The organism is Leptothoe sp. ISB3NOV94-8A (genome assembly GCF_043421595.1).
Classification (GTDB): domain Bacteria; phylum Cyanobacteriota; class Cyanobacteriia; order Phormidesmidales; family Phormidesmidaceae; genus Leptothoe; species Leptothoe turfae.
Map to the genome: position 1 here is coordinate 1,110,526 of NZ_JAXSQW010000001.1, position 21,994 is coordinate 1,132,519.

General features: G+C 48.1%; 21 protein-coding genes. 14 read left to right on the forward strand and 7 right to left on the reverse strand.

Annotated features, from left to right (window positions below):
- Positions 1-262 precede the first annotated feature (262 nt).
- The gene (locus SPB21_RS04900; protein ID WP_499865771.1) at positions 263-2,158 is read left to right on the forward strand and encodes an asparagine synthetase B family protein; all 1,896 of its coding nucleotides are present in this window, start codon (positions 263-265) and stop codon (positions 2,156-2,158) included.
- 90 nt (positions 2,159-2,248) lie between these two features.
- Positions 2,249-3,439, forward strand: coding sequence for a nucleotidyltransferase domain-containing protein (locus SPB21_RS04905; protein ID WP_499865772.1), 1,191 nt, complete (start codon positions 2,249-2,251; stop codon positions 3,437-3,439).
- Here SPB21_RS04905 and SPB21_RS04910 read toward each other — a convergent pair.
- From SPB21_RS04910 to SPB21_RS04930, 5 genes are read right to left on the reverse strand one after another with little or no spacing between them, the layout of a single operon-like run.
- Complete coding sequence (locus SPB21_RS04910; RefSeq protein ID WP_499865774.1) at positions 3,363-4,595, reverse strand: O-antigen ligase family protein; 1,233 nt, start codon at positions 4,593-4,595, stop codon at positions 3,363-3,365. The two genes, SPB21_RS04905 and SPB21_RS04910, sit on opposite strands and share 77 nt — an antisense overlap.
- Positions 4,596-4,608: 13 nt before the next feature.
- Positions 4,609-5,820, reverse strand: coding sequence for a glycosyltransferase (locus SPB21_RS04915; RefSeq protein WP_499865776.1), 1,212 nt, complete (start codon positions 5,818-5,820; stop codon positions 4,609-4,611).
- Positions 5,817-7,163, reverse strand: coding sequence for an O-antigen ligase family protein (locus SPB21_RS04920; RefSeq protein WP_163663239.1), 1,347 nt, complete (start codon positions 7,161-7,163; stop codon positions 5,817-5,819). The genes SPB21_RS04915 and SPB21_RS04920 overlap by 4 nt, the downstream gene beginning before the upstream one ends.
- 33 nt (positions 7,164-7,196) lie before the next feature.
- A complete protein-coding gene (locus SPB21_RS04925) occupies positions 7,197-8,684 on the reverse strand; it encodes a hypothetical protein (RefSeq protein ID WP_499865777.1) in 1,488 nt (495 codons plus the stop codon).
- A gap of 56 nt (positions 8,685-8,740) precedes the next feature.
- Complete coding sequence (locus SPB21_RS04930) at positions 8,741-9,538, reverse strand: glycosyltransferase family 2 protein (protein WP_499057733.1); 798 nt, start codon at positions 9,536-9,538, stop codon at positions 8,741-8,743.
- Positions 9,539-9,731: 193 nt separating this feature from the next.
- Between SPB21_RS04930 and SPB21_RS04935 the strand changes: the two genes are divergently transcribed.
- Positions 9,732-11,699, forward strand: coding sequence for a GumC family protein (locus tag SPB21_RS04935; RefSeq protein WP_499865779.1), 1,968 nt, complete (start codon positions 9,732-9,734; stop codon positions 11,697-11,699).
- A 59-nt stretch (positions 11,700-11,758) separates the two neighbouring features.
- Here SPB21_RS04935 and SPB21_RS04940 read toward each other — a convergent pair whose 3' ends face one another.
- Entirely contained in the window at positions 11,759-12,469 is a 711-nt protein-coding gene (locus tag SPB21_RS04940; protein ID WP_163703173.1) for a PEP-CTERM sorting domain-containing protein, read from the reverse strand.
- Positions 12,470-13,185: 716 nt separating this feature from the next.
- Positions 13,186-13,686, reverse strand: coding sequence for a MarR family winged helix-turn-helix transcriptional regulator (locus SPB21_RS04945; protein ID WP_163703174.1), 501 nt, complete (start codon positions 13,684-13,686; stop codon positions 13,186-13,188).
- A 155-nt stretch (positions 13,687-13,841) separates the two neighbouring features.
- Here SPB21_RS04945 and SPB21_RS04950 point away from each other — a divergent pair, with 155 nt between their 5' ends.
- The 11 genes from SPB21_RS04950 (at position 13,842) to SPB21_RS05000 (ending at position 21,950) form a co-directional block, all read left to right on the forward strand.
- Positions 13,842-14,240: a VOC family protein gene (locus SPB21_RS04950; RefSeq protein ID WP_499865781.1), complete on the forward strand. Its 399-nt coding sequence runs from the start codon at positions 13,842-13,844 to the stop codon at positions 14,238-14,240.
- Between the two features lie 21 nt (positions 14,241-14,261).
- On the forward strand, positions 14,262-15,197 hold the full coding sequence (locus tag SPB21_RS04955; RefSeq protein ID WP_499865783.1) for an EamA family transporter: 936 nt from the start codon (positions 14,262-14,264) through the stop codon (positions 15,195-15,197).
- A 104-nt stretch (positions 15,198-15,301) separates the two neighbouring features.
- Positions 15,302-16,006, forward strand: coding sequence for an RraA family protein (locus SPB21_RS04960; RefSeq protein WP_163703177.1), 705 nt, complete (start codon positions 15,302-15,304; stop codon positions 16,004-16,006).
- Positions 16,007-16,310: 304 nt separating this feature from the next.
- On the forward strand, positions 16,311-16,703 hold the full coding sequence (locus SPB21_RS04965) for a NifB/NifX family molybdenum-iron cluster-binding protein (RefSeq protein ID WP_499865784.1): 393 nt from the start codon (positions 16,311-16,313) through the stop codon (positions 16,701-16,703).
- Positions 16,700-17,329, forward strand: a complete 630-nt coding sequence (locus tag SPB21_RS04970) for a cysteine dioxygenase family protein (RefSeq protein ID WP_499865785.1) — start codon at positions 16,700-16,702, stop codon at positions 17,327-17,329. The genes SPB21_RS04965 and SPB21_RS04970 overlap by 4 nt, the downstream gene beginning before the upstream one ends.
- A gap of 161 nt (positions 17,330-17,490) precedes the next feature.
- Positions 17,491-17,886: a hypothetical protein gene (locus tag SPB21_RS04975; protein WP_499865787.1), complete on the forward strand. Its 396-nt coding sequence runs from the start codon at positions 17,491-17,493 to the stop codon at positions 17,884-17,886.
- Between the two features lie 67 nt (positions 17,887-17,953).
- A complete protein-coding gene (panB, locus tag SPB21_RS04980) occupies positions 17,954-18,757 on the forward strand; it encodes a 3-methyl-2-oxobutanoate hydroxymethyltransferase (protein WP_499865788.1) in 804 nt (267 codons plus the stop codon).
- Positions 18,758-18,847: 90 nt separating this feature from the next.
- Positions 18,848-19,486 (forward strand): thiopurine S-methyltransferase, encoded by a 639-nt coding sequence (tmpT, locus tag SPB21_RS04985; RefSeq protein ID WP_499868675.1) that lies wholly within the window; start codon positions 18,848-18,850, stop codon positions 19,484-19,486.
- A gap of 32 nt (positions 19,487-19,518) precedes the next feature.
- The gene (locus tag SPB21_RS04990) at positions 19,519-20,130 is read left to right on the forward strand and encodes a glutathione S-transferase family protein (RefSeq protein WP_499865790.1); all 612 of its coding nucleotides are present in this window, start codon (positions 19,519-19,521) and stop codon (positions 20,128-20,130) included.
- Between the two features lie 149 nt (positions 20,131-20,279).
- Positions 20,280-20,960: a DUF8091 domain-containing protein gene (locus tag SPB21_RS04995; protein ID WP_163663307.1), complete on the forward strand. Its 681-nt coding sequence runs from the start codon at positions 20,280-20,282 to the stop codon at positions 20,958-20,960.
- A 297-nt stretch (positions 20,961-21,257) separates the two neighbouring features.
- The gene (locus tag SPB21_RS05000) at positions 21,258-21,950 is read left to right on the forward strand and encodes a hypothetical protein (RefSeq protein WP_499865792.1); all 693 of its coding nucleotides are present in this window, start codon (positions 21,258-21,260) and stop codon (positions 21,948-21,950) included.
- Positions 21,951-21,994 lie beyond the last annotated feature (44 nt).

Genomic DNA, 21,994 nt, shown 5'->3' on the forward strand with positions numbered 1-21,994 from the left:
CAGTACACTCACTGTATTTTCACGCAGAAAATCAACACCATTAGCACCAGTCAATAGAGAAAGTTCAATCTAACAGATTTTTTGAATTAATAGTCTGGTTAAATGTTCTAATGTGACATTTTTAATCGTATGCAGTAGGTTGTGGTGCCAGTGTCTATTCTTAGTAGAACAGTTTAACCAGGACATGCAGACACCGGTGAACGGTCCAGTGGAAGAAGGTCTATTGATGATTTCTGTTATTAACTAAGGGTCGCACAGCAGCATGAGTGGAATAGTTGGTTTATTTAGTCGTCCCAGTAAGCCGGTCAGTCAAGCATTGCTGCGTCAAATAACAGACAGTATGGCCTTTCGCGGGCCAGATGCTCAAACCTGTTGGCATACACCACTGGCAGGTCTGGGACACGCGCTGCTGAGAACGGCCCCAGAACAGGAGCAGCAACCCCTGACGCTCGATCAGTGGGTGTGGATTTCAGCAGACGTACGCTTGGATGGCCGCGATGAGCTCATTGCCAAGCTCAGGTCCTATTATGCCGATATTTCATCGCAGTGTTCGGATGCATCTTTAGTGCTGAGAGCTTACCATGCCTGGGATACGGCCTGTGTTGAGCATCTCCAGGGGGATTTTGCCTTTTTAATCTGGGATGAGGGGCAACAGCGTCTGTTTGCCGCCCGCGACCATTTTGGTGTGGTGCCCTTTTTCTATGCCCAGGTAAAAGAGACTTTGGTGTGTAGCAACACCCTAGACTGTGTGCGTCGCTATCCCGGCGTTAGCGATCGCATCAATGAGCAGGCCATGGCAGACCAGGTGCTATGGGGCATGAATCTGGACTATCCCACCACTCTTTTTGACGATGTGCGCCGGTTACCCCCGGCCCATACCCTAACCTGGGAACCGGGCGTGCTCAAGGTGCGCCCCTACTGGCAGCTGCCTAGGGTGCAACCGCTGACGCTGTACAAGCGCCCAGAAGACTATGTCGAACACTTCTCTGAACTGTTTGAACAGGCCGTATCTGACCGGTTGCGCAGTCCCCAGGTGGCAACTCATCTCAGCGGTGGCATAGATTCCAATAGTATTGCTGCTGTGGCCCAGCACATACTACAGCAACGGGGACAGGCGGGCCATTTGCAGGCTTTCACAATGCAAGACCGGATCATAATGCCAAAAGAAAACGCCTATGCAGCCATGGTGGCGCACACCATGGGCGTTCCCCTAAACACACTCGATGCGACCGGCAGGTATCGCCAGGTGCCCGATTTGCACCCCGCCCGCTCGCCTGTGCTGCCACCGGGCTCTGTCATGGGCAGGCAAACCATAACAACATTGATGCGGCGCTGCGGCGACCATGCCCGCACGGTGCTGACCGGGTTTGGCGGCGACTCGGCCCTGCGCTTTGGTGAGTTTTACCATTGGGAATGGTGGCAGCAGGGGCTGCGACAGCGCTGGTGGCAGGTACAGCTTGATTACTTTAAGACCCACCGCACACCAAGGGTATTCTGGCGGCGGGCCTGGCGGCGCTCCATTATCCGCAACCGGGCAACGGTGCCCCCTGCGTTAGACCACAACTTTGCGGCTCGCTGGCGACTCAAGCAACGGTTTGCCGTCCAGCAGGCCGATGCGTTAGACAAAATCTCTCGCTACGGCATGGGTCACACCGCCGTTTGGTCCAATCTCTTTGAAATGCACGATCCGGGTATGACTGGGCTACCGGTGAAGCCGCTCTACCCCTTCTTTGACCTGCGATTGGTGGAGTTTCTGATGGCGATTCCACCGATTCCCTGGCTGGTGGATAAACGGCTGTTGCGAGAAATGATGTATGGCAAGCTGCCCGAGGCCATTCGCACCCGTAAGAAAATGGTGTTTGAAGCGCCAAAGGACTATGCCACGGTGATGCAGGCGATGTTGCCGGTGTGGATAGAAGAGTTGGTGAGAACCGCGCCGGGATTAGAGGCTTATGTGAATCGCGAGCAACTGTTGAAGATCCTTCGGGCAGCAGATTCGGCAGGAACTGAGGCTATGGAGGCAACAGAGAGACTGTTGGGGCTGGCCTACTGGCTACAGGTTTCTACTGAAGCTAAACCGTTTAGTGAACAACCATTGACTGTTGCCACAGCTCCGCAAGGAGAACACTGCCGTTATGTTCACTCCTGTAGCCTTTGATGGTGTTATGGGTCCTGGTCTTGGTCTGTCTTAAGTCTTATTTGGTTACCAAAGCCTTGCTAGTGTCACCCCTTTACGCAACCCTTACCCGTGCACTCTCCACAAATTACCCACCTGCTATCCTATCTCAACCAAACAGTGACTAGTGCCGCACTAGAGTCACCTCAATGGCCTGCCCTATTTCATCTATCACAGCGCCACGGCGTCTTGCTTCGGCTCTACCATACCCTGCCTCCTTCCCTCCAATGCCCTCTACAACAAACCGCCCAATCCCTCACGGTTTACAACTGGCAGCTTGCTAGAACCCTCACCCATCTCCTTTCCACTTTTCACCAGGCCAATATCCTCGTCCTCCCCTGCAAAGGCCCCACCCTGGCCCTCACCCTCCACGGTGACCTCTCCCGCCGCACCTACTGTGACCTCGACCTGCTGGTCGATGCGACAGATGCCGAGGCCGCCCAGTCTCTTCTCCTGGCCCAGGGCTACTGCCTGCGGGACAGAACTCCCTGGGGCAGAGACTTCACCGCCCCCAACGGCCAATTCAGCATCGACCTACACTGGCAAATCGCCCCGCCCTGCTTTCCCTACCGGCTCGATCTTGCTGCCCTACACCAGCGCTGTCGTCCCCTGCCCTACCTGGGAACTACCCTACCTACCCTCAGTCCAGAAGACCATTTTCTTATCCTTTGCGTCCAAATTGTTAAAGACAGTTACTTTGACCGTCTGCGTCTGTCGCAGCTTTGTGACCTGGCCGATCTGATGCCCAAGCTTGATCCAGAACAGGTGCTCACCCTGGCCGGTAACAACCTCCGTCTGGTGCACTGCGCCCTACAACTGACCCACCGTTTTATTCCCCTCACCCTGCCCTTACCGCTACAGGAGGATCACGCCAGCTATAGCGACCCTATCGCTAACCGCCATATTGATCAGGTCGCTGCCACACTCTTCACTGAGCGCGACCCCCACCAGGGCATCTTCAGCCTTTTGCAATCCAACCCTATCAGCAGCAGCAAGCAAGCCTGCCTCCGTGCTCTGCTACTGTGTCAGCACCCCCACCGACCCAGCTGGACCGACCTGCGCTTGCTGACCCATGTTGTTGGCTATGCCCTGACTCCCAATTCCCGCGATCGCACATGGCTTTCCCCGCATTTCTCCCACTGGGGACTGTCCTATCTCGCTCGGCCACTGCGCCTGTTGCATAAGCTTATCCAGATGTTGATGCCTCGTCTTTACCCGTCAGCCCATACACCCCCGCCAACACCATCCAGTGCAGAGCATTAATCCGTCCATCGTAAAACGGTAGGTCAAACAGCGAAAAGCCCAGCAGCCCCCACAGGGCTAGCCCATAGCCCAGCAGTGTTGCCCTGGTTCCGTCCTTGAACAAAGGCAATAGCAGCGATCGCACCCCCCGATAGCACACATATCCCACCGGTAACGCCAGCGCCAGGGTCAGTACCACTCCTCCTTCTGCCAGCAGCATTAGCCCAATATTGTGGGCGTGGGACATCTGCAAATAGTCCTTCAGCGGGTTCAGCGTCGGATATAGCTGCGCAAAGCTACCCAACCCCCAACCCAGCCAGGGCCTAGCTTGCACCAACTGCCAGGCCACCCACCAAGTATTCAATCGAGAATCATGTTGCAAGCTTTGGTTTATATCTGCCAGTGTCAGCTCGTAGGTGCCGATGCCACCCAAAATCCCACTTCCCACCAGCGCCAGCACGCCTATCCTCCCCAGCCAGCGTAGCCGGCCCCGCAGTCTGCCCAGCCACAGCATCAGCATCAGCTGACTTAAGGCCACCAACCACCCATTACGCGATCCCGAACACACAATGCCAATGCCCACTAACCCCAGTGCGATTACCAGCGTGAGCTGTCGCCAGCGCTGCGGCCACTGCCCCACTAATCCCAACCCCAGCCCCAACAAGACCACCAGATAATTGGCATACACATTAGGGTTCGAAAAAATAGAGGCCGCCCGATGATAATGCTCTCCCTGATACATCCAATTCACCAGCGTCTGGTCAGCCAAAATGGCCTCCACTCCCGGTGCTTTGAGGATGTACTCCACCAAGCCCACCACATTCACAGGAACTGACGCGAGTAGCAGTCCCCAAGCCAGCCCCCGCCAGTCCGCCACAGAAAACTCCAGGACCAGCAGCACTGCAAACAGCCCAAAGTAGGGCAAATAATGCACCAACCCAAACCCAGCCTTGACCGGGTCATGGGCCAACAATGTCTGTCCCACCATCCAGAGGGCCACTAACCCCAGCCAGCGCACAATGCCAGGACGCAGCAGCTGCATATTGTAATTCCATACCGCCAACAGCAGCGTCACCCCCAGCCCTACCAGGCCAACATAAAACGGCAGCCCCAGGTAGCTCAGCCATAGCAGCCGCCCAGAAGAATAGGTATGGTACCAAATCTTCTCTCGTTTCATCCGCAGACAGGTCTCATTGGACCACCACCGGTGCGCTCATCCCCGTCTCCTGCGACTGCTGTCGTAAAATCCCGGAATAAACCTGGGTTAGCTGTCCCGCAATCACGGACCAGTCGTAATGTTGCTTGGCCCAATGTTGTCCCCGTTCTCCCATCTGGTGCCGTCGGTCCGGGTCGGCCAACAACCCTGCTATGGCCGCTGTAAAGTCATCACAGGTACCCTTGGCGACGACCCCCGCCCCGGCAGATAGAATATCCGGTGCGATTTGCACCTCTGGCGTAATCACAACAGGTAATCCTGCTGCCATAGCTTCTGCGATCGCCATACTAAAATTCTCTGTCTGAGAAGGTAGGGCAAACATATCTGCCCCTTGTAATAGCTGCTGTTTATCCGTGCCCGTAACAAACCCAGTTAGGGTTACGGTGTCTTCTAGTCCCAAAGCCATAATCAGCCCCCTCAACTTATGGACATAGGCTGCATCGCCGGTTCCAGCCATTAGCAAATGAGCTGAGCGCCCTCGCTGAGTTAATTGGTGTATTACGCGCAGCAGCACATCCGGCTGTTTAACATAGTGCAGACGCGATAAAAATAGGATAATCGGCCTATTGAGAGGAATACTATAGCGCTGTTGTAGTTCCCCACGGGCGTTGGGATTAGTCGCCAAACTCCTCACCCCCAAGGGCAACACCTTTGTCGGCGCGGTAATACCATAGCGCCGCACATCCTCAACCTCCAGTGATGCTGTGCAGTGAACTGCCGCCGCCCTGTTCAAATGTCGCCGTTCAATCAGCCAGCTGTATAGCTGTTTTTTAGACTGACTCTGCCGCAGCGCCCAAGGGGCTAACTGTCCTTGTGTTCTCACGGTATATGGAATCTGTTGCCAGCGAGCCAGCATGCCAGCACAGGTGGGTGCATAGGAAAACAAATAGTGCAGATCCAACAGATCGTAATCTGCCGCATGCTGCCAAAGCCAACGGGTGAGCGCCACAGAAAATAGAAATTCTTTCATCGGCAAACTAAAGCGCGGTAAAAACCACACAGGCACCTGCTGGTAAAGTATCCGCTCACCCAGAGGCACGTCTAACACCTGCCCACCGTTGTCATTGGTCGTGACGATTTCAGCGTCAACACCGCAGGCTCGTAAATGACTGACCAGCCTTAGCGCCACCACCGTGGGTCCCCCCAAAGCTGGACTGAGTGATGGAATTACATGTAGTACTTTCATACAGGACTCCTCTCCTCTGATTGCCCAGGCAGTTGATCCAAGCGCGTCACCAGATAGATCGCTATCCAGCTTGGTAGCATGTAAATCGCCCCCAGGTTATAAAAGCCAGACTCAAACACACACACACCCAAGGCAGCGAGGACAACACCCACCAGTGAAACCTTGAGCTGAAAGTATGGGGTTATGGTCTCGGGTAGAGGTGTTAGCATCTGCCGCAGTACCATTGCCCACAGCGGCCCAAATACCGACACCCCGCCCACTAGGCCAATCTGGTACGTAAGTCCCAAATAGGCACTGTGGGCACTAATGAGATTCAAGGCGGCAAAAAAACGGGATTGGTCTGCCTGAAATAGCATCAACGCCTCTTCGCTACCCCAGCCATGGCCAATCAAGAACGTCCCAGGCGATGCTGCAATCCCCTGGATGAATACTGGCCACAACAAATTTAGCCGATAGCTGCTCAGTCCCGGTCGCTGCGCATTATCAAAGTTGGGGCGCAGCCCATGAACCAAACTATCGGCCAGGTTAGTCCCCCAAAAGTCGATGCTCAAAAAGAGCACCAGGCCCAGTAGCATCAATCCCAACGGGAACAGTAAATTAGCCAGCCGTAACCGTCGTAGCCCTGGCCAGCAGACTAAGTAGAAGAACACCAACAGTCCACACACCATAACTGTTGAGCGCGCCTGAGCCAGCACCAGGGCCGTAACAAGGGTCAAACTCGGCCAAACGCCCATCAGTCCTGGATGTTGAACATAAAACCAAATCGCCAGGGGCAGCGTCACCAGCGCCAGCGCCGTGGTTGTATTGGGGTTAACAAACAGCCCTGCCCCGGCTCCTGCAATCCAGGGAATAGCCCCCATTAGATTACCCAACAAACCAACTGCCAACAGTAATGTTACGGCAATGACAAATTTGTTGATCACCTGGACAACGGTTTGAAGGGAAATCAATAGGCTCTCCAGTCCCCAGGTCAGGGTCAGGTAGCCTAAGAAAAGCGAGCAAGCTTTGATGAGAGCTGTTTGGCGAAAATCTACAGCGGCAAGACTATGGTCACTGCTCAAATTCTCGCCTGCCCAAAAAGTGCTAATAACAATCAGTAAAAACACCCATATGGCCAGACCATCAAACTCTCTCAGCCGCCATTGCCGACTGGTAACAAGGGTTAAAAATCCATAACCAATCCAAACAAGCAGACCTAGCCACCGTCCCCAATAGGCGATGGGTCCTTGCCAAAAAATGCTGTTAATCGCTAACGCCAGTGGCAGCCAGCCCAGTAGTGGTAACCAGGTTGATCTACGACTGTCTGAAGACTCACAGACTCCAGACAGTCGCGTCTGTTCCATTAACACAACCTCAAACCCCCTCAAACTAATGGGTTAGGATACCGCCACAGTAGCGGGTTGATTTGCTAGCTGATTTGCCTTAGTAACAAGATCGGATGCTAGGCGGCCTCGTTCAGACGGCGGCAGCATATAGTCTGGCACTGAAATGTTAAATAGCTCTAGCAATGTAGGGGCAATTTCAAGAACAGAAACACAGCTGCGACGATGGTTTACCGCCTGGGTCAGTGGATCATAAATGAGCAACAATCCTTCAGGAATATGATAAGCGCTGGCTCCGCTTTGGTCCTCAATGGTGACATTTTCTAGACCTAAGTCCAGTAGCCCGTAGGCTTGTCCTTGAATGACGGCCTGAGTTGTTTTAGATGTCACCAGATTCTTATTGTCTAGATGGACAGAAAAGAACCCGTCTGCCTTTTCTTCTACGGTCACACGAACACCCTCAATGGTTAGAGAGTTGAGCGCCTTACGGACAGATTCTCTCCAGGGGGTATTTACCCAAATGCTGGTAATCGGCAGCATCGCCTTTTGGGGTTTCCAGGCGTGATCAGGCACACCGAGGGTGCCCATCAGTTTTGCGGGCTGAGTCAGATACAGCTGTCGCAAAATCGGGTTTGCCGTCGTTGCCGATTGCCCCATGGAAGAGGTAATCCACAGCATATAACTAGGGTTTTGCTGAACAAAGTGGATCAACCGGCCCAGGAAGCGAGAAAACTGGCCCAAGGCAAAATCAATTTCATCCCGGTATCGTGCCACCCATGCCGATGAAAACCCAAAATTCTGGTAGTCCTCTGGAAATGCTGCCGCCCAGTAGCGATGCATGGCGGAGGCGACATGATTGGTAAAGCAGGTGGCAAAGTCAGGGCGAATCTCTTTGAGCTGCTTAAAAAATAAATCAAAGTGCAGAACAGCTTGATAGGTGCGGCGACGATTTTTCCGATAAGGTTTCAGACGCTCTAACCCCAGTTGTCTGACAAGCGCTACTAATGTGGATGGCAAAATCCCCAAACGTCCAACATTCGTTAACAATTCAAGGGATTGCCTCACTGGCACCATACCAGACACATTGCGTGCAGAATGACTTGCCAGGGATAAATTTAGCGCCTGAAAGCTGGATAGGTGGGCCGGTATACAATCGGGGCTAAGGGCAAAGCTATCTGGCAGATAAAAGGCATAGCTGTCTGGCTCTTGGGGTAAAGGAGAGGAATGTAGCGAACCAAGCACCCCCGTTTTCACACCATGTCGGGATAATATTTGCCAAATTGGGGGAAATTGCTGATCTAATAGAGTGAGATTTTCTCCCAAGTTAGAAATACCGTGCCTGTGGGCCGGGACGCCTCGATGGAGGGTTGGCCAGGAAATCCACGGACTCAAAACCTTGTCATCAATGTGGGTTAGATACTGGTGAAACTTCGGTAGCGCCAGCGCTAGATCTGAAGTAGGATTCTGCCGAATAAAATTATCAATTATCTTGAAAGGGACTTCATTGAGTTCGATAAAAATCACCTTTCTCGGAAATTCCACTGATTTACTTCCCATAGCCATGGAGTCATACGGAACAAATTGAATAAAACAGAAAACTATATGGAAATAACGGACTTACGCTTGCGCATCCCTTGATAAGCGGGCAGCCAAGTGAGCTTTTCGCAGAGCTTAGCGGGATAACGTGCCAACAGCCTCAGCAAATTCGTTGGAATATTCTGTTCTCTACAAATTTGCAGAATTTCTTGATTATTTGTCCAGCGATTGGCCAAGCTACGATTACTTAATCCCCCTGGTCTCATGCAGACTAAGATCTCTGGCAAATAGCAATATTTCACTTGGTTGATCTTGATAAACCGGAGCAATAATTCAAAATCTGAGGCCAACTTATAGCATGTCTTAAAAAGGCCATAGTGTTCATACACCTCACGTTTAATAAAACAGCTTGGATGGGCAGGCATCCAACCCTGGGCAAATAAGTCGGGGTGAAATCGATGGGAGCGATAGATTCGAAGAATATGATTTAGCCGGCAGGGATCAATAAATACAATGTCTCCAAAGACAATATCGGCCTGGTGATGTGCGATCGCATCAACGGCTAAGCGTACAACCCGGTGATGATGGTAAAAATCATCTGAATGTAGAAAGCCAACAATATCCCCTTGGGCAATTTTGAGTCCCTTGTTCAGGGCATCATATACACCGCCATCGGGCTCAGACGTAAAATAATCAATCTTATTGCGATAGTTGTCTATGATATCAACGGTTCCATCAACGGAGCCACCATCGATCACAATATATTGAATATCAGGATAATCTTGTCCGATAACTGATTCAATCGTGTGGCGGATAGTTGCTGTTCGATTTTTAACTGCTGTAATGATAGAAATACGCATTCGAGTTGGTTGGCGAAAACCAGACATATCCCTTATGGGAAGTAATCAAGTCTGACTGTCTGGGGAAATCTTAACTTTAATTGATAACAACTACTGCAAATAGCAAAATTCAAATATAATGAAGCCTCTCACCCCAGCGAGCGAATAGTAAGGATACTACTGTTTATCGCGTTAGTTGTCCTCAGTAATAACCTTGACTCGTACTTCTCACTCAGGCACTGTTATTGCAGCCCTGCGTTATCTACCACGCCTTATTCTATACAGACTACCGCTCTTTTTAGGGATGTCGGGGCTTATTTTTTTGTTGGCTTGCTTCAAAAGTGTCATCCAGCCTTCTCTCTATCGAGAAACCTTAACGCTTTTACTCAATCCAGATTTTCTCGCAGTACCCACTAAGTCACTGTCTGAGGGAGGGCAACGACCCTACGTACCACCGGAGTTTCGTGATTTTCAAACAATTATTGAGCTACTTGAAAGCTATGAGGTGATTGCACCGGCCCTACCCAAAATTCAGCAAAATTTTCCTGGCGAAGAATATAGAACATTACAGAAGCAACTTACGATAAAACATCTACCCCGTAGTGAAATTATGGAGGTTAGTTTTCAAGCGACGAGTTCTGAAAAAGTTGAGCAGGTCCTAGAGGCCCTGGCAGAGGCTTACATACTCTATGCGAGAAAAACTAGCCTCCGCAGTATCGATCAGGCAACTGCCTTGGTAGAAGAACAACTCCCAATTGTGCAAGCGCGAGTTGAACAGTTACAGGAAAAATTAGAGGATTTTCGGCAAAGCCACAACTTTTACGAGCCACAACAACTCAGTCAGCAACTGAGCCAACAGCTTGGCGAGTCAACGAGTGAAATGCGGACCGTCGATCTTTCCATCCGTTCTTCAGAAGCGCTGTTAAATGAACTAACCGAGCGCTTACAGGTTGATGAGAATCTAGCAGCAGCCAATGGAGTGTCTCTATATTTGCTGCTGCTAAATAGTTTAAAGTCCGAGGACCAAGAGCAAGCACGGCTAGGACTCGCTGCTCTTTCTAGCCTCGATGAAGATATTAAGCATCCAGGCGATATTGTTCAGCTAGATAATGTCCTTGAATTGTTGCAAGCTGAAAACGACCTAACAGCACTGACACAGCAGAAGGAAGAATTAACGCAGGTTACACAAGGGATTAACAAAGATATCCAGATGTTAGCCTATTTAGATAACCAATATACAGACCTACAACGTGATCTACAGATTTCAACAGATAGTTTAAATCGATTACTTTCTGCCAGAGAGGATTTACAACTTGAGCTTGCGAAGAAAGTGCCGCCATGGGAGATCATCTCTGATGTAGAAGAACCTGATCAGCCCGTATCATCAGTACCTCGCACCCTTGCTTTAGGATTATTTGCAGGCATCCTTATTGGCTCAGGAACAGTGCTAATAGCCGATCAGTTTGACGAAACGTATCGTTCAGTTGAAGAGCTTGAAAACGACGTAGATATACCTGTTCTGTTAAGCATAAGATATCCCCTTGATTCATTTAAATCACAAGAAGGACTCTATCCGTCTGTTAAGTTTCACAGTTCACATGACCTGCTAGATTCTTTTAGGTTATTAGAAACTAATCTTAAACTACTATACCCTGACAGGCACCTCAGCACCTTGGCAATTAGTTCTGCCGATAATACGTCAACGTTATCGGTTACACAGCACCTGGCACTAGCCTTCTCTCGATCAAGCCAACGTGTGCTCTTGATAGATGCTAATCTACGTGATTCTGTTCAGACTGGGCCATTAGACCATGACGGAAGTAAGTTAGCCGATCTGCTGGTCAACGCTGACATGATTTCTCCAGCATCAACGATTGAACTCACTGATCATCTCTCCCTGTTGCTCGCGGGGAGACCTATCAAAAATCCTATAGACTTATTTTCAGCCAACTCTCTCCAACCGCTTTTAGAAAAACTTCAAACACAGCATGATGCGCTGGTGATTGATACCCCACCTATACAAAGTTCGGCGGCGGCACGACTAATTTCTAGTCAGTTGGAGGGCTTAATACTGGTCGTTAGGATTAGATCAGTCAAACAAAGAATGTTTCAACAATTAATGCGTGAATTGCAGCAATGCGGAATTAACATTTTAGGTATAGTAGCGATCGGTTCTATGTAGCTATACAACGACAGCTAATCCATCCGATCGCAGCTATACAAAAAGGGTCATCGATACTTTTAGCGACGCTTGAGTACAGAAGTCATTATAAAACTACCTACTGTTAACAGACCAAGCAGTGAAGCCGGTTCAGGTACATCTTTAGAAGAGATCGCTCCAATCGCGTCAACATCGACACCAGCCCACCCCTGGTTATAACGATTTTTGCCATTGTCTGTGACTTTTACATAGGAGAATGCATCGTTAGAGGTAAATCCAAAGGCATCAAGGTCGATACCGGCATGCTGAGTCCCACCAATTTCACCTAGGGACAACCAGGTATTGCCATCTTTACTAACTTCAACAAACATTCCCTCAACGAGACCACCTGCTTCAAAAATCCATAAATCATCTTTATCATCGTCGCTACCCACTAAGACGTTGTCTGTAAATTTGACGGTAATCGAACCACCCTTACCTAGAGAAAAGTCATCTCGCTGAGCAATGGGCATCTTATTTCCTTTCCATGAGGAATTAGCGACCCCTAAAACAGATGTGGGATTATCAAATGCCTGGGCTGATGCCTTCCAATTCTTGCCATAGGCGTCTTCTTTGGTTAGACCATTGGCGTAGACTTTGTTATAGTCAACCACTTCATCTGCAAAAGAAGATTCACCTAAGGGAAATTCAATACCTCGGAAAGTGTTAGCGGAGGCTGGCTGTGTCATGGCAGCCAAAAGTCCTAGTGAACTAAAAGCAGCAACAAGATATCCCTTAGATTGATTAAGCATTCTGAACTCCTTGATAATGAAAGCAACGGGACAACGTCTGATTAAGACTATTAACGCTTATAGAGAATGCTTTCAGAAGCTGAAAAAACACAGAAATATGAGACATTAGAAACAAAGTTTGCATCAATAAAATCCCCGCAAAATGCCAGTCTTTGACAAATTCTGATAAAGCAATTTGATAAAAGTGCATCAGAAATAGTCTTGTGCAGATACGTCTAAAAATAGCCAGCTAAATGGCTTATGGGGCAATTATGATGGTCATTGTCGACACTTACGACGCAACTGTAATCTATGCCAAAAGCATGATTTGATGAGTCGCAGAGAAACTAGAGACAGGTTTCAGAAAATGTTGAAGAGGTTAGGAAATCAAGAGGAGTCAAGCGTGGGAATACGGATTAGTTGACCCGTTGTAGTGATAATAGAACGTACACGCACGCTTGTTGGTTAAAAGCTAAATTGGGTTAAAGGTTGCTCATCTCAATCCTCCAAAATGCTGTGGAATATACGGAAAGTACGTATATGTAGGAGCGATCGCTGTGAATCTTACGGCCCTGAACCACCTTTGGCTAATAGGGGGAAGTTAGCATAAATAAAGATGTTTATAATGACTGAGTCCCATGGGAAAATTCCAAATGGTGTTGGTGTGACATGGGCCATTACTCACTTCAAAAAGGGATTACATTCAAGCTAGTAAAAGTAAAAGTACCCAGAATTAGCTACAACACTTGCTGATGTACCGTCGCTAGAAACTGCCGTAGTAGCGTGATAAAGTTTGCTGTTTCGGTCTGGCTTAAGTCTGCTAAAAACTGATTTTCCCGTTCGAACAATACGGGCATTGCGGCATCGATCTTCTCTATACCAGCCTCAGAGAGTTGCACAATGACGCTGCGACGATCATCAGGATCGCGTAGACGGGTCACCATGCCATCTTTTTCTAGCCGATCAATGCGATTGGTCATGGCCCCCGAAGACAGCATTAACCACTTATACAGGGCAGTTGGCTTGAGTTGGTAAGGGGGACCCTGACGCCGCAGAGTTGCCAGCATATCAAAGGACCACACTGTGAGGCCAAAGTCGGCCAGTACGGTTTCTCGATGCTTCTCTAGTAATTGGGCTAGCTGCATAATACGCCCAACCACGGCCAGAGATGAAATATCCAGGCTAGGGGCCTCGCGTTGCCACTGGGTCAGAATTTTATCGATGTTGTCTTGAGTCATGGTTTCAGTATATCTCGATATCAAGACACTTGACGTCTAGCTTTATGTAAAGTATCTTGATATTAAGATACTTTCAAACAAAGGTTTTTTTCCTTTTTGAAAGATGTCTTTGGTTGTCACGTCTTATTACGTCCGCCAGTCTTACGGAGCAACCTATGCAGATTAAGAAATTAGATCACGTTGGTATTCGGGTGATGAATGTCGAGAAATCGATGCAGTTTTATAAAACTCTTGGATTCCAAGTGATTCGAGAAGATTATAAAGAACAGGTTTTTGTCGTGAAGCATCCAAGTGGCATAGAGATTAACCTGATTGCCCATGGTGATAATGATCACGACAGGCGCAATATTCTCATGGATGTGGACGTGCGATATCCCGGCTATACCCACTATGCCATTGAGGTGGGATCGGTCGAGGATGCCAAAGCTTTTTTTGAGTCAATCAACATCAAAATTGCAGGTGGACCTGTCACGTTTGGTGATGGTAAAACGTCAATCTTTATCCGTGATCCGGACTTGAATGTCCTCGAATTTACGGAACTTCCTACTTCATGAAACAACTGTGAGCAGACAACGATGAAATATCCTACGTCTAAACTAATCGACATCGCGATAACGGCATTGGCCCCTATTTCCTGGGGGACAACGTATATTGTCGCAACAGAATTTTTGCCCCCTGGTCATCCCCTGCTGATAGCGGCGTTGCGATCGCTCCCCATTGGTCTATTGCTGACCATTACCCTCAGAAAATTACCCCACGGTATTTGGTGGTGGCGAATTCTTGTGCTTGGTGGTTTGAATATTGGTATGTTCCAGGCCTTGTTGTTTATAGCGGCCTATCGCCTGCCCGGTGGTGTAGCTGCCACAGCTGGCGCAATTCAACCCTTACTGGTTATCTTGTTGTCATGGGTGATTTTACAGCAAAGGCCTGCTAAAGGGTCGATTTTAGTTGCGATCGCAGGCTTCTTTGGCATTGGCCTTTTGGTCCTGGACCCAACGGCTCAGCTTGACACCTTAGGTATTCTCGCCGCCCTGGCTGGGGCCGCCACCATGGGGCTGGGTACGGTGTTAGTAAAACGCTGGCGACCGCCTGTTTCTCTGCTCGTATTTACCGCATGGCAACTCACGGTAGGTGGTGCACTATTGCTGCCGATTGCCCTGGTTATAGAAGGTCCGTTTACCCCATTGACCACAACCAATTTACAAGGTCTTTTGTATCTGGGGTTGGTCGGCACTGGGTTGGCATACTTACTCTGGTTTCGCGGTATTGGTAAGCTCTCTGCACCTGCGGTGTCCTACTTAGGTCTCCTGAGTCCGGTCATGGCCACACTACTTGGGTTTTTCTGGCTACATCAGACACTGACACCTATTCAACTCTGTGGGATCGCCATTATCTTTACCACCATTTTGGTGGGACAAAAGATTATGGCCTCGCGTCCGACCCAGTTGTTATTTAAAACTCAATCGGGTATTGAGACAAAAATACTGAACGCGGCTGAACACCACCGTTAGTTGGCCTCAATCAGATTACAAATTTCAGTTCAAATGACCTTTGTCTATAATCTATTCCTTGGGTAGCTAACCTAGTTCGATGATTCAGCCTAAAGGAGTGCACAATGACTGACTTCCCTACAATTTTCCAAAATCAGTATAGCTGTGCCCTTTTGGCCGATGCTGCCTTTCGGGCAGGTATCTCACTCGACGCAGCTCCAAGCGGTCTCACGCCCATTGACCGGGCCATGAAATTAGCAGGTCCAATGGTTACCATCCAGGCCAATAATGATCTGGTCACCATCCTGACTGGGATCCATCAGGCAAGCACTGGTGATGTTATCGTCATCACAAACCACTCAAATGATGTGGCCTTGATTGGCGATCTGATCGCCACCGAAGCTAGCCGCAAGGGTATTGCAGGTATCATTGTTGATGGACTGGTTCGCGATACCACTGAACTGATTGAGATTGGGGTGCCGATCTTCTGTAGAGGCGTGTATCCCATGGGTCCCTTGAAACTTCCCCAAAATTTGAAAGGGATAGGCGACATCGGTTTAGAACTCACCCTCGGCGATACTACCGTCAAATCAGGAGATTGGGCCTTTGGGGATGCTGATGGGGTCATTTTCATTGGGAGTTTAGATCTACCAGAACTCTTGAAGTGGGCGGAGCAGTCGTACCAACGTGAGGAGTCTCTAGCAGCCCAGATACGGTCAGGAATTTCCCTGGGAGAGTTACTTGACCTTGACACCTTTATGGAGGAGCGAGCGGCTAATCCACAAGCTGATTTCAATCAGCATATTGCTAAATTAGGTCAAGCAATTTGAAACTATCAACCTTGGCACCGCCGACTAATAAGCCCATGGAATAACGCCCAAAGCAATGCCTAGCTTGGGTGGACAGTATGATTTGGTTGCCCAAAAAATACTCGTCCATCAGCCCAAACTATTTTGAAAATCACGACTGGTGGCTACTTCCAGCCTTTGAGTACAGGCTTAACAAGAACCAACAACTTAACAATTGCCATCTTCTATAATTCCCATATCTTGACCTGACGAGTAAATGGGCCCCAAGCATTTTGGTATAGGCCCTGGGCCTAAGATATTGTGCTTATTTGGAGGCTTTAAGCAGATGACAGAAAAATTGGTCGCTGTTGCTGTCGCGAATGGTGGAACCATTGCGCCCCATGCAGGAAGGGCATTGCAGTGGATAGTTTATGTTGTTGCTGATGAAGTCAATGCACGCTTAGCCTGGACACTGAACTTAACCGATATAGGTTGCCTGCATGAATGGCATGTACGAGGAGACGGTGAACGTCACCCACTGCATTTTGTTGACATTGCCATAGCTGCTTCCGCTGGTGAAGGCGTTCGGCGTCGGCTACAACAGAGAAATACAGAGTTGCTAACCACCACTGAGACAAATCCAGATCAGGCTGTAACAGCTTATTGGATGGGGGACTTAGCCGCAGGCTTGCCCCATGAACACCAGGCTTGCCTGCATCCGTCTGAGGTGAACGTGTGACCCAGAGACGAGCAACACAGGGACAAGATTGGATGGTTGCTGACGATGGTCAGGTGCAAGCCTGTACCACCCCTCGGCAATGGGACTTACTGGAAACGCCCTACCACTTTCATCGTTTTCTAACCCAGGTAGAAGACGTTCTCAAAAAATCGCTCAATGAGTATGACTGTCTGCCTGCTATTCGACATCTAGTCCGTAAGTTGGCCCTTAACTCCTATTGGTTACAGACCCAACACCCCAAACTTAGTACCTTAAGTGATGTTGCAATCCAGACGCTCTATAATGAAATTGGATATCCCCTAACGGTTCAAACTAACACCTACCCTCCTGGAATGGTTTCTCCCATTCATAATCATGGCACATGGGGCGTTGTGACCTTATTAAAGGGGGAAGAGAAAAATACATTCTGGCAACATACTCCGACTCAAACATTCAAAGATAAACTGACTCCAGTGGGAGAAAAAATCTTTCGTCCTGGGGATGTTATCAGCTTTTCTCCTGGTGCAATTCACTGCGTAGAGGCCTTTGGGAGTACTCCTCTGGTCACCTTTAACCTCTATGGTGAAACCCACAGCAAGGATAGATTTAAGTTTGATCCCAAGACCCATCAAGCCAAAAACTTTTAAGGAATAATATCAGTTCTCAGTTTTGAGTTCTTAGTTTTGAGTTGTAGAACTCTGACACTGCAAAGTATAGAGGGCTTTGAACTGTAGATATACCTTTTTAGAAAGGTGAAATCAGTGTATCTCCCGATAGTATAAGGAGTAGATCTATCGCATTTCTCCTTATGAAAACCCTATTACTGGGTACTCTTACAGCTCTGTTAGCGCTAACGCCTAAAACTGAACGTGCCCAAGCTCAAGGCCTATTTACGCCCACAGCTGAAGGATGTGCAGCCATCATCGATCCAGCAATAAACGCAGATTGTCAGGAGGCCTACAAACTTCGACAATTTTTTCAGGACGAGCTCGAAGATATTCGTACAGTTTATCAACTGGCAGAACTCGTACAACCTGCAACCGTATGGATCTCTCCAGGCTATGGAGAGACATTAACGTTTGAGCCACCTGCTAGAGTCATTGTGCTGCAGCAGTTTATTCTGGCAGACACCGGGGAGCCATGGATTCATATTCGCTTTGCCTCTGGTGATTATGGATTTATTCAAACCAGCGTTGTAGAATAAGCCTTTACCTTCTAAAAGTCGTCGTATCTAGCAGCCAATTAATTTCCGTATAGTGGGCTTTAAAGAGATGAGTCGTATCACTATTCAAGATTTGTCTTCCTATAAATCTCGGGGGGAGCGATTCGCAATGCTAACGGCATACGACTACTTGACCGCGACTATTTTTGATGAGACTGGCATCCCACTAATTCTTGTCGGAGATACCCTGGGCATTTTTGTTCAAGGCCATGACACCACTCTCCCAGTGACCATGGATGCGATGGTTTATCACTGTGAAATTGTCGCTCGTGCGGTGCATCATGCACTCGTCATTGGCGATCTCCCATTTGGTTCATACACAACCTTGGAAGAGGGTGTCCAAAATGCAGGCAGACTTATCAAGGAAGCTGGCGTTCAAGCAGTGAAGCTAGAAGGTCGACATGATCAACTAATTCAACGCTTAACTCAAAATGGTATTCCAGTAATGGGCCACTTGGGCCTTACTCCACAGTCTTATCATCAATTAAGTGGCAATAAGGTGCAAGCCAGAACGACCGCTGCCGTTGAAATGTTGATTCAAGATGCTTTGGCACTCGAGGATGCTGGAATATTTGCTCTCCTCTTGGAGGCAATTCCCAGTGTGGCTGCCCATGACATTACAGCTGCACTCAAGATTCCCACAATTGGTATTGGAGCAGGGCCTGATTGTGATGGTCAGGTGCTTGTCTCAACTGAAATGTTGGGTTTACACAAGGGACAATCGCCCAGATTTGTTAAGCAATACGCGCAGCTTCATAGACATATCACGGCAGCAGCAAAGTGTTTTGCTGAAGAAGTTCGAGAAGGAGCCTATCCCAGTGCTGAACATTCCTATAACTGGGTACTGAAATAACGAATGAATCTAGCTAGAAATTTAGTGAAAAACAATTGTAGCCTGCAAGAGTAGACTTTTATGATTCTTGAGAAGGACAAAGGAGTAAGTATGGATACAAGTTTTTGGTTGCAGAGATGGGAAAACAATAATATTACTTTTCACAGAAGTGACGCTAACCCTGTACTGGTCAACTATTTCCAAACGCTTTCTTTAGTCAAAGACAGTCGTGTATTTGTGCCATTATGCGGTAAAACCCGTGATATTGCTTGGCTGCTCTCTAATGGCTATCGTGTTGCTGGTGCTGAGTTGGTTGAAATGGCCGTTGAGCAATTATTTATGGAACTTGAGTTAGAGCCCACCATATCAGACGTTGATGCAGTCAAGCACTATAGCGCCAAGAATATCGATATTTTTGTTGGCAATATCTTCGATGTGTCTAACCAGGTACTTGGCCCAATCGATGCAGTTTATGATAGAGCAGCTTTAGTAGCCTTGCCCGAAGACATGCGCAATCAATATACAGCACACTTAATGGAGGTTACGTCTAAAGCACCACAGCTGCTCATTAGCTATGAATACGATCAAACTCTGATGGCAGGTCCTCCTTTTTCAGTTAGTAACGAGGAAGTCAATCAACATTATGGAGATAGTTATGATTTAAATCTCCTGGTCAGCACAGATATTGTTGGTGGGTTAAAAGGTAAATGTGCTGCGAAAAAAAATATTTGGCTACTAAAAAACACATAATAACTTCTTGTCAAATCTAACTAGGGAATGCCATGTATAAAGTTTTTGGAGACATGTTGTCGGGCAATTGTTACAAAGTAAAATTGTTAATGCAGTTTCTTAAAGTCGAGCATGAATGGGTCCCTATTGATATTCTTGCCAGTGAGACCCACACGGAAGAATTTAAGCAGATGAATCCCAATGCCAGAATCCCCGTCATTCGACTAGGTGATGGCAAGTATCTTTGGGAATCTAACGCAATTCTGAATTATTTGGCTGTAGATACCCCATGGCTTCCCCAAGAGAACTATGCAAGGGCAAAGGTGCTACAGTGGCAGTTTTTTGAACAGTATAGCCATGAGCCCTACATTGCAACAGCCAGGTATATCAATAAGTATTTAGGATTACCTAAAGAACGAGAAGCAGAATATCATGCCAAACAGATCGGTGGGCATCGGGCCCTTGCGGTTATGGACCAACACCTGGCTCACCATAAATTCTTTCTAGGCGATCAGGTAACAATTGCAGACATTAGCCTATATGCCTATACCCATGTCGCCGATGAAGGTGGATTTGACTTATCAGCCTACGTCAATATCCGGCGATGGTTCAAAGATTTTGAAAGTATTCCGGGTTATATAACAATGTCCAGGGACAATGCTTAATGATGAAATCAGTTCATGGCGAATGTTCCGACTCTAGCGACGGCTGTAGATCAAAGCTCTACAGAGGGAGGCTTAACGTTGAACATGTAGCTAAATCCAGGGTGGTACATTATTAACCAATAAACCGATGGCTGAGGAACTGGAGCGACATGTCAAGTATTGGATTACTTAATGAAAAGCCGCTCCATGCATCGCTGAAGACTTGGTACGCACAGCCAGGTGATCGATTTGAAGTGGCGGTTGATGGGTTTGTAATTGACATTGTTCGAGATGATCTATTGCTGGAAATCCAGACCGGCAATTTCTCAGCTGTCAAGTCGAAACTGATCAATCTGACACGTTCCCATCGGATACGGCTGATCTATCCCATAGCTCAAGAAAAATGGATTGTTAAGTTGGACGAGGCTAAGGGGAGTTATGGCAGTCGCCGCAAGTCACCGAAAAGAGGACGGGTGGAGGATCTATTCCGAGAAATGGTGAGTCTTCCCCAGTTGGTTTCGAGCCCTAATTTCTCACTAGAAGTCTTGATGATCCAGGAAGAAGAAGTGAGACGATTTGAGGGAAAGCGAAGATGGCGCAAGCGAGGATGGCGCACTGAAGAACGTCGGTTATTAGACGTCGTAGGCCAGAGGCGATTTGAAGGACCAGCAGATTGGCTAGTATTTCTGCCGGAAGGGCTAGAGTCATTTACTACGAAAGATCTGGCGGAAGCAAGAGATATTAGAAGAGAGTTGGCGCAGAAAATAGCTTATTTTCTACGAAAAGCGAGTCTCATTAAGCTGATAGGTAAGCAAGGACGGGCCAATCTCTACACTATTTCAGGTACCTAATAAGGGACTACTTTTGTCAGTATCTATTAGAACGGTCACCTTATAATACTATGTCTCTAGATTGTCAAGAAGCGTGCGATCGCAAATCTCCACTGCCCCACCACGATCACCCTATTACCCGCTTAAATAGAAGTATCCCTTCACTCGCTAATTGTAAATTGTGAGCTACATCCATAATTCAAAGCTCAGGTATCAAAAATCAAAATTTACCTTAAGTCAATGTTTAAAACCTTAATCATTCATGGTCATTTTTTAATCTAGAGGCCACACTAGGCTTAAAGCTTCACTTTTTGCCCCATGTTTTATCCATCTAAACTGCAATTTAGACTGTTATGGCTGTTCGGCATCCTTGGAACAGCAACTACAGGCAGCTACCTATTTGCAGCCCCCGTAGTTGGCATCGGCTCATCAGTGTTCAAGAGAAGACCACTTTTAAGTTGGAGTCGGTCTAAAACTGTGAAACCTTTGGACGGATGGTTTGAGGCTGGCAGTCATCCTAATGATTATGAAATGGGGGCAGATCGCCGTACTACTTACGATGGCACTGCCAGTGGTACCGTGCAAGGCAAACATAATGGGTCAGAGGGCTTTGGCACATTGATGCAAGTCTTTGATGCCCGTGCGTACCAGGGACAGCGATTACGCTTAACGGGATATATCAAGGCTAAGGCCGTTGAAGATTGGGCCGGGTTGTGGATGCGGGTTGACAGCGCCTCTGGTCAAGTCTTGAGCTTTGACAATATGGAAAATCGATCGATTCAAGGCACGACAGAGTGGCAACCCTATGACATTGTTCTAGATGTACCGGTCGAAAGTAACAACATTGCGTTTGGTCTACTGCTGGCAGGAGATGGTCAAGTCTGGATGGATAACCTTCAGTTCGAAGTCGTTGATAATCATACACCAACGACGGCTATCAGCCTGGAGCAGTCCTCCGAAACACGACAATTAACAGAGTCACCGGCCAACCTATCGTTTGAGACGTTTTAGGCATGCCACAACAGCGCATCACTCGCAAACGTGGGAGGGTTTTG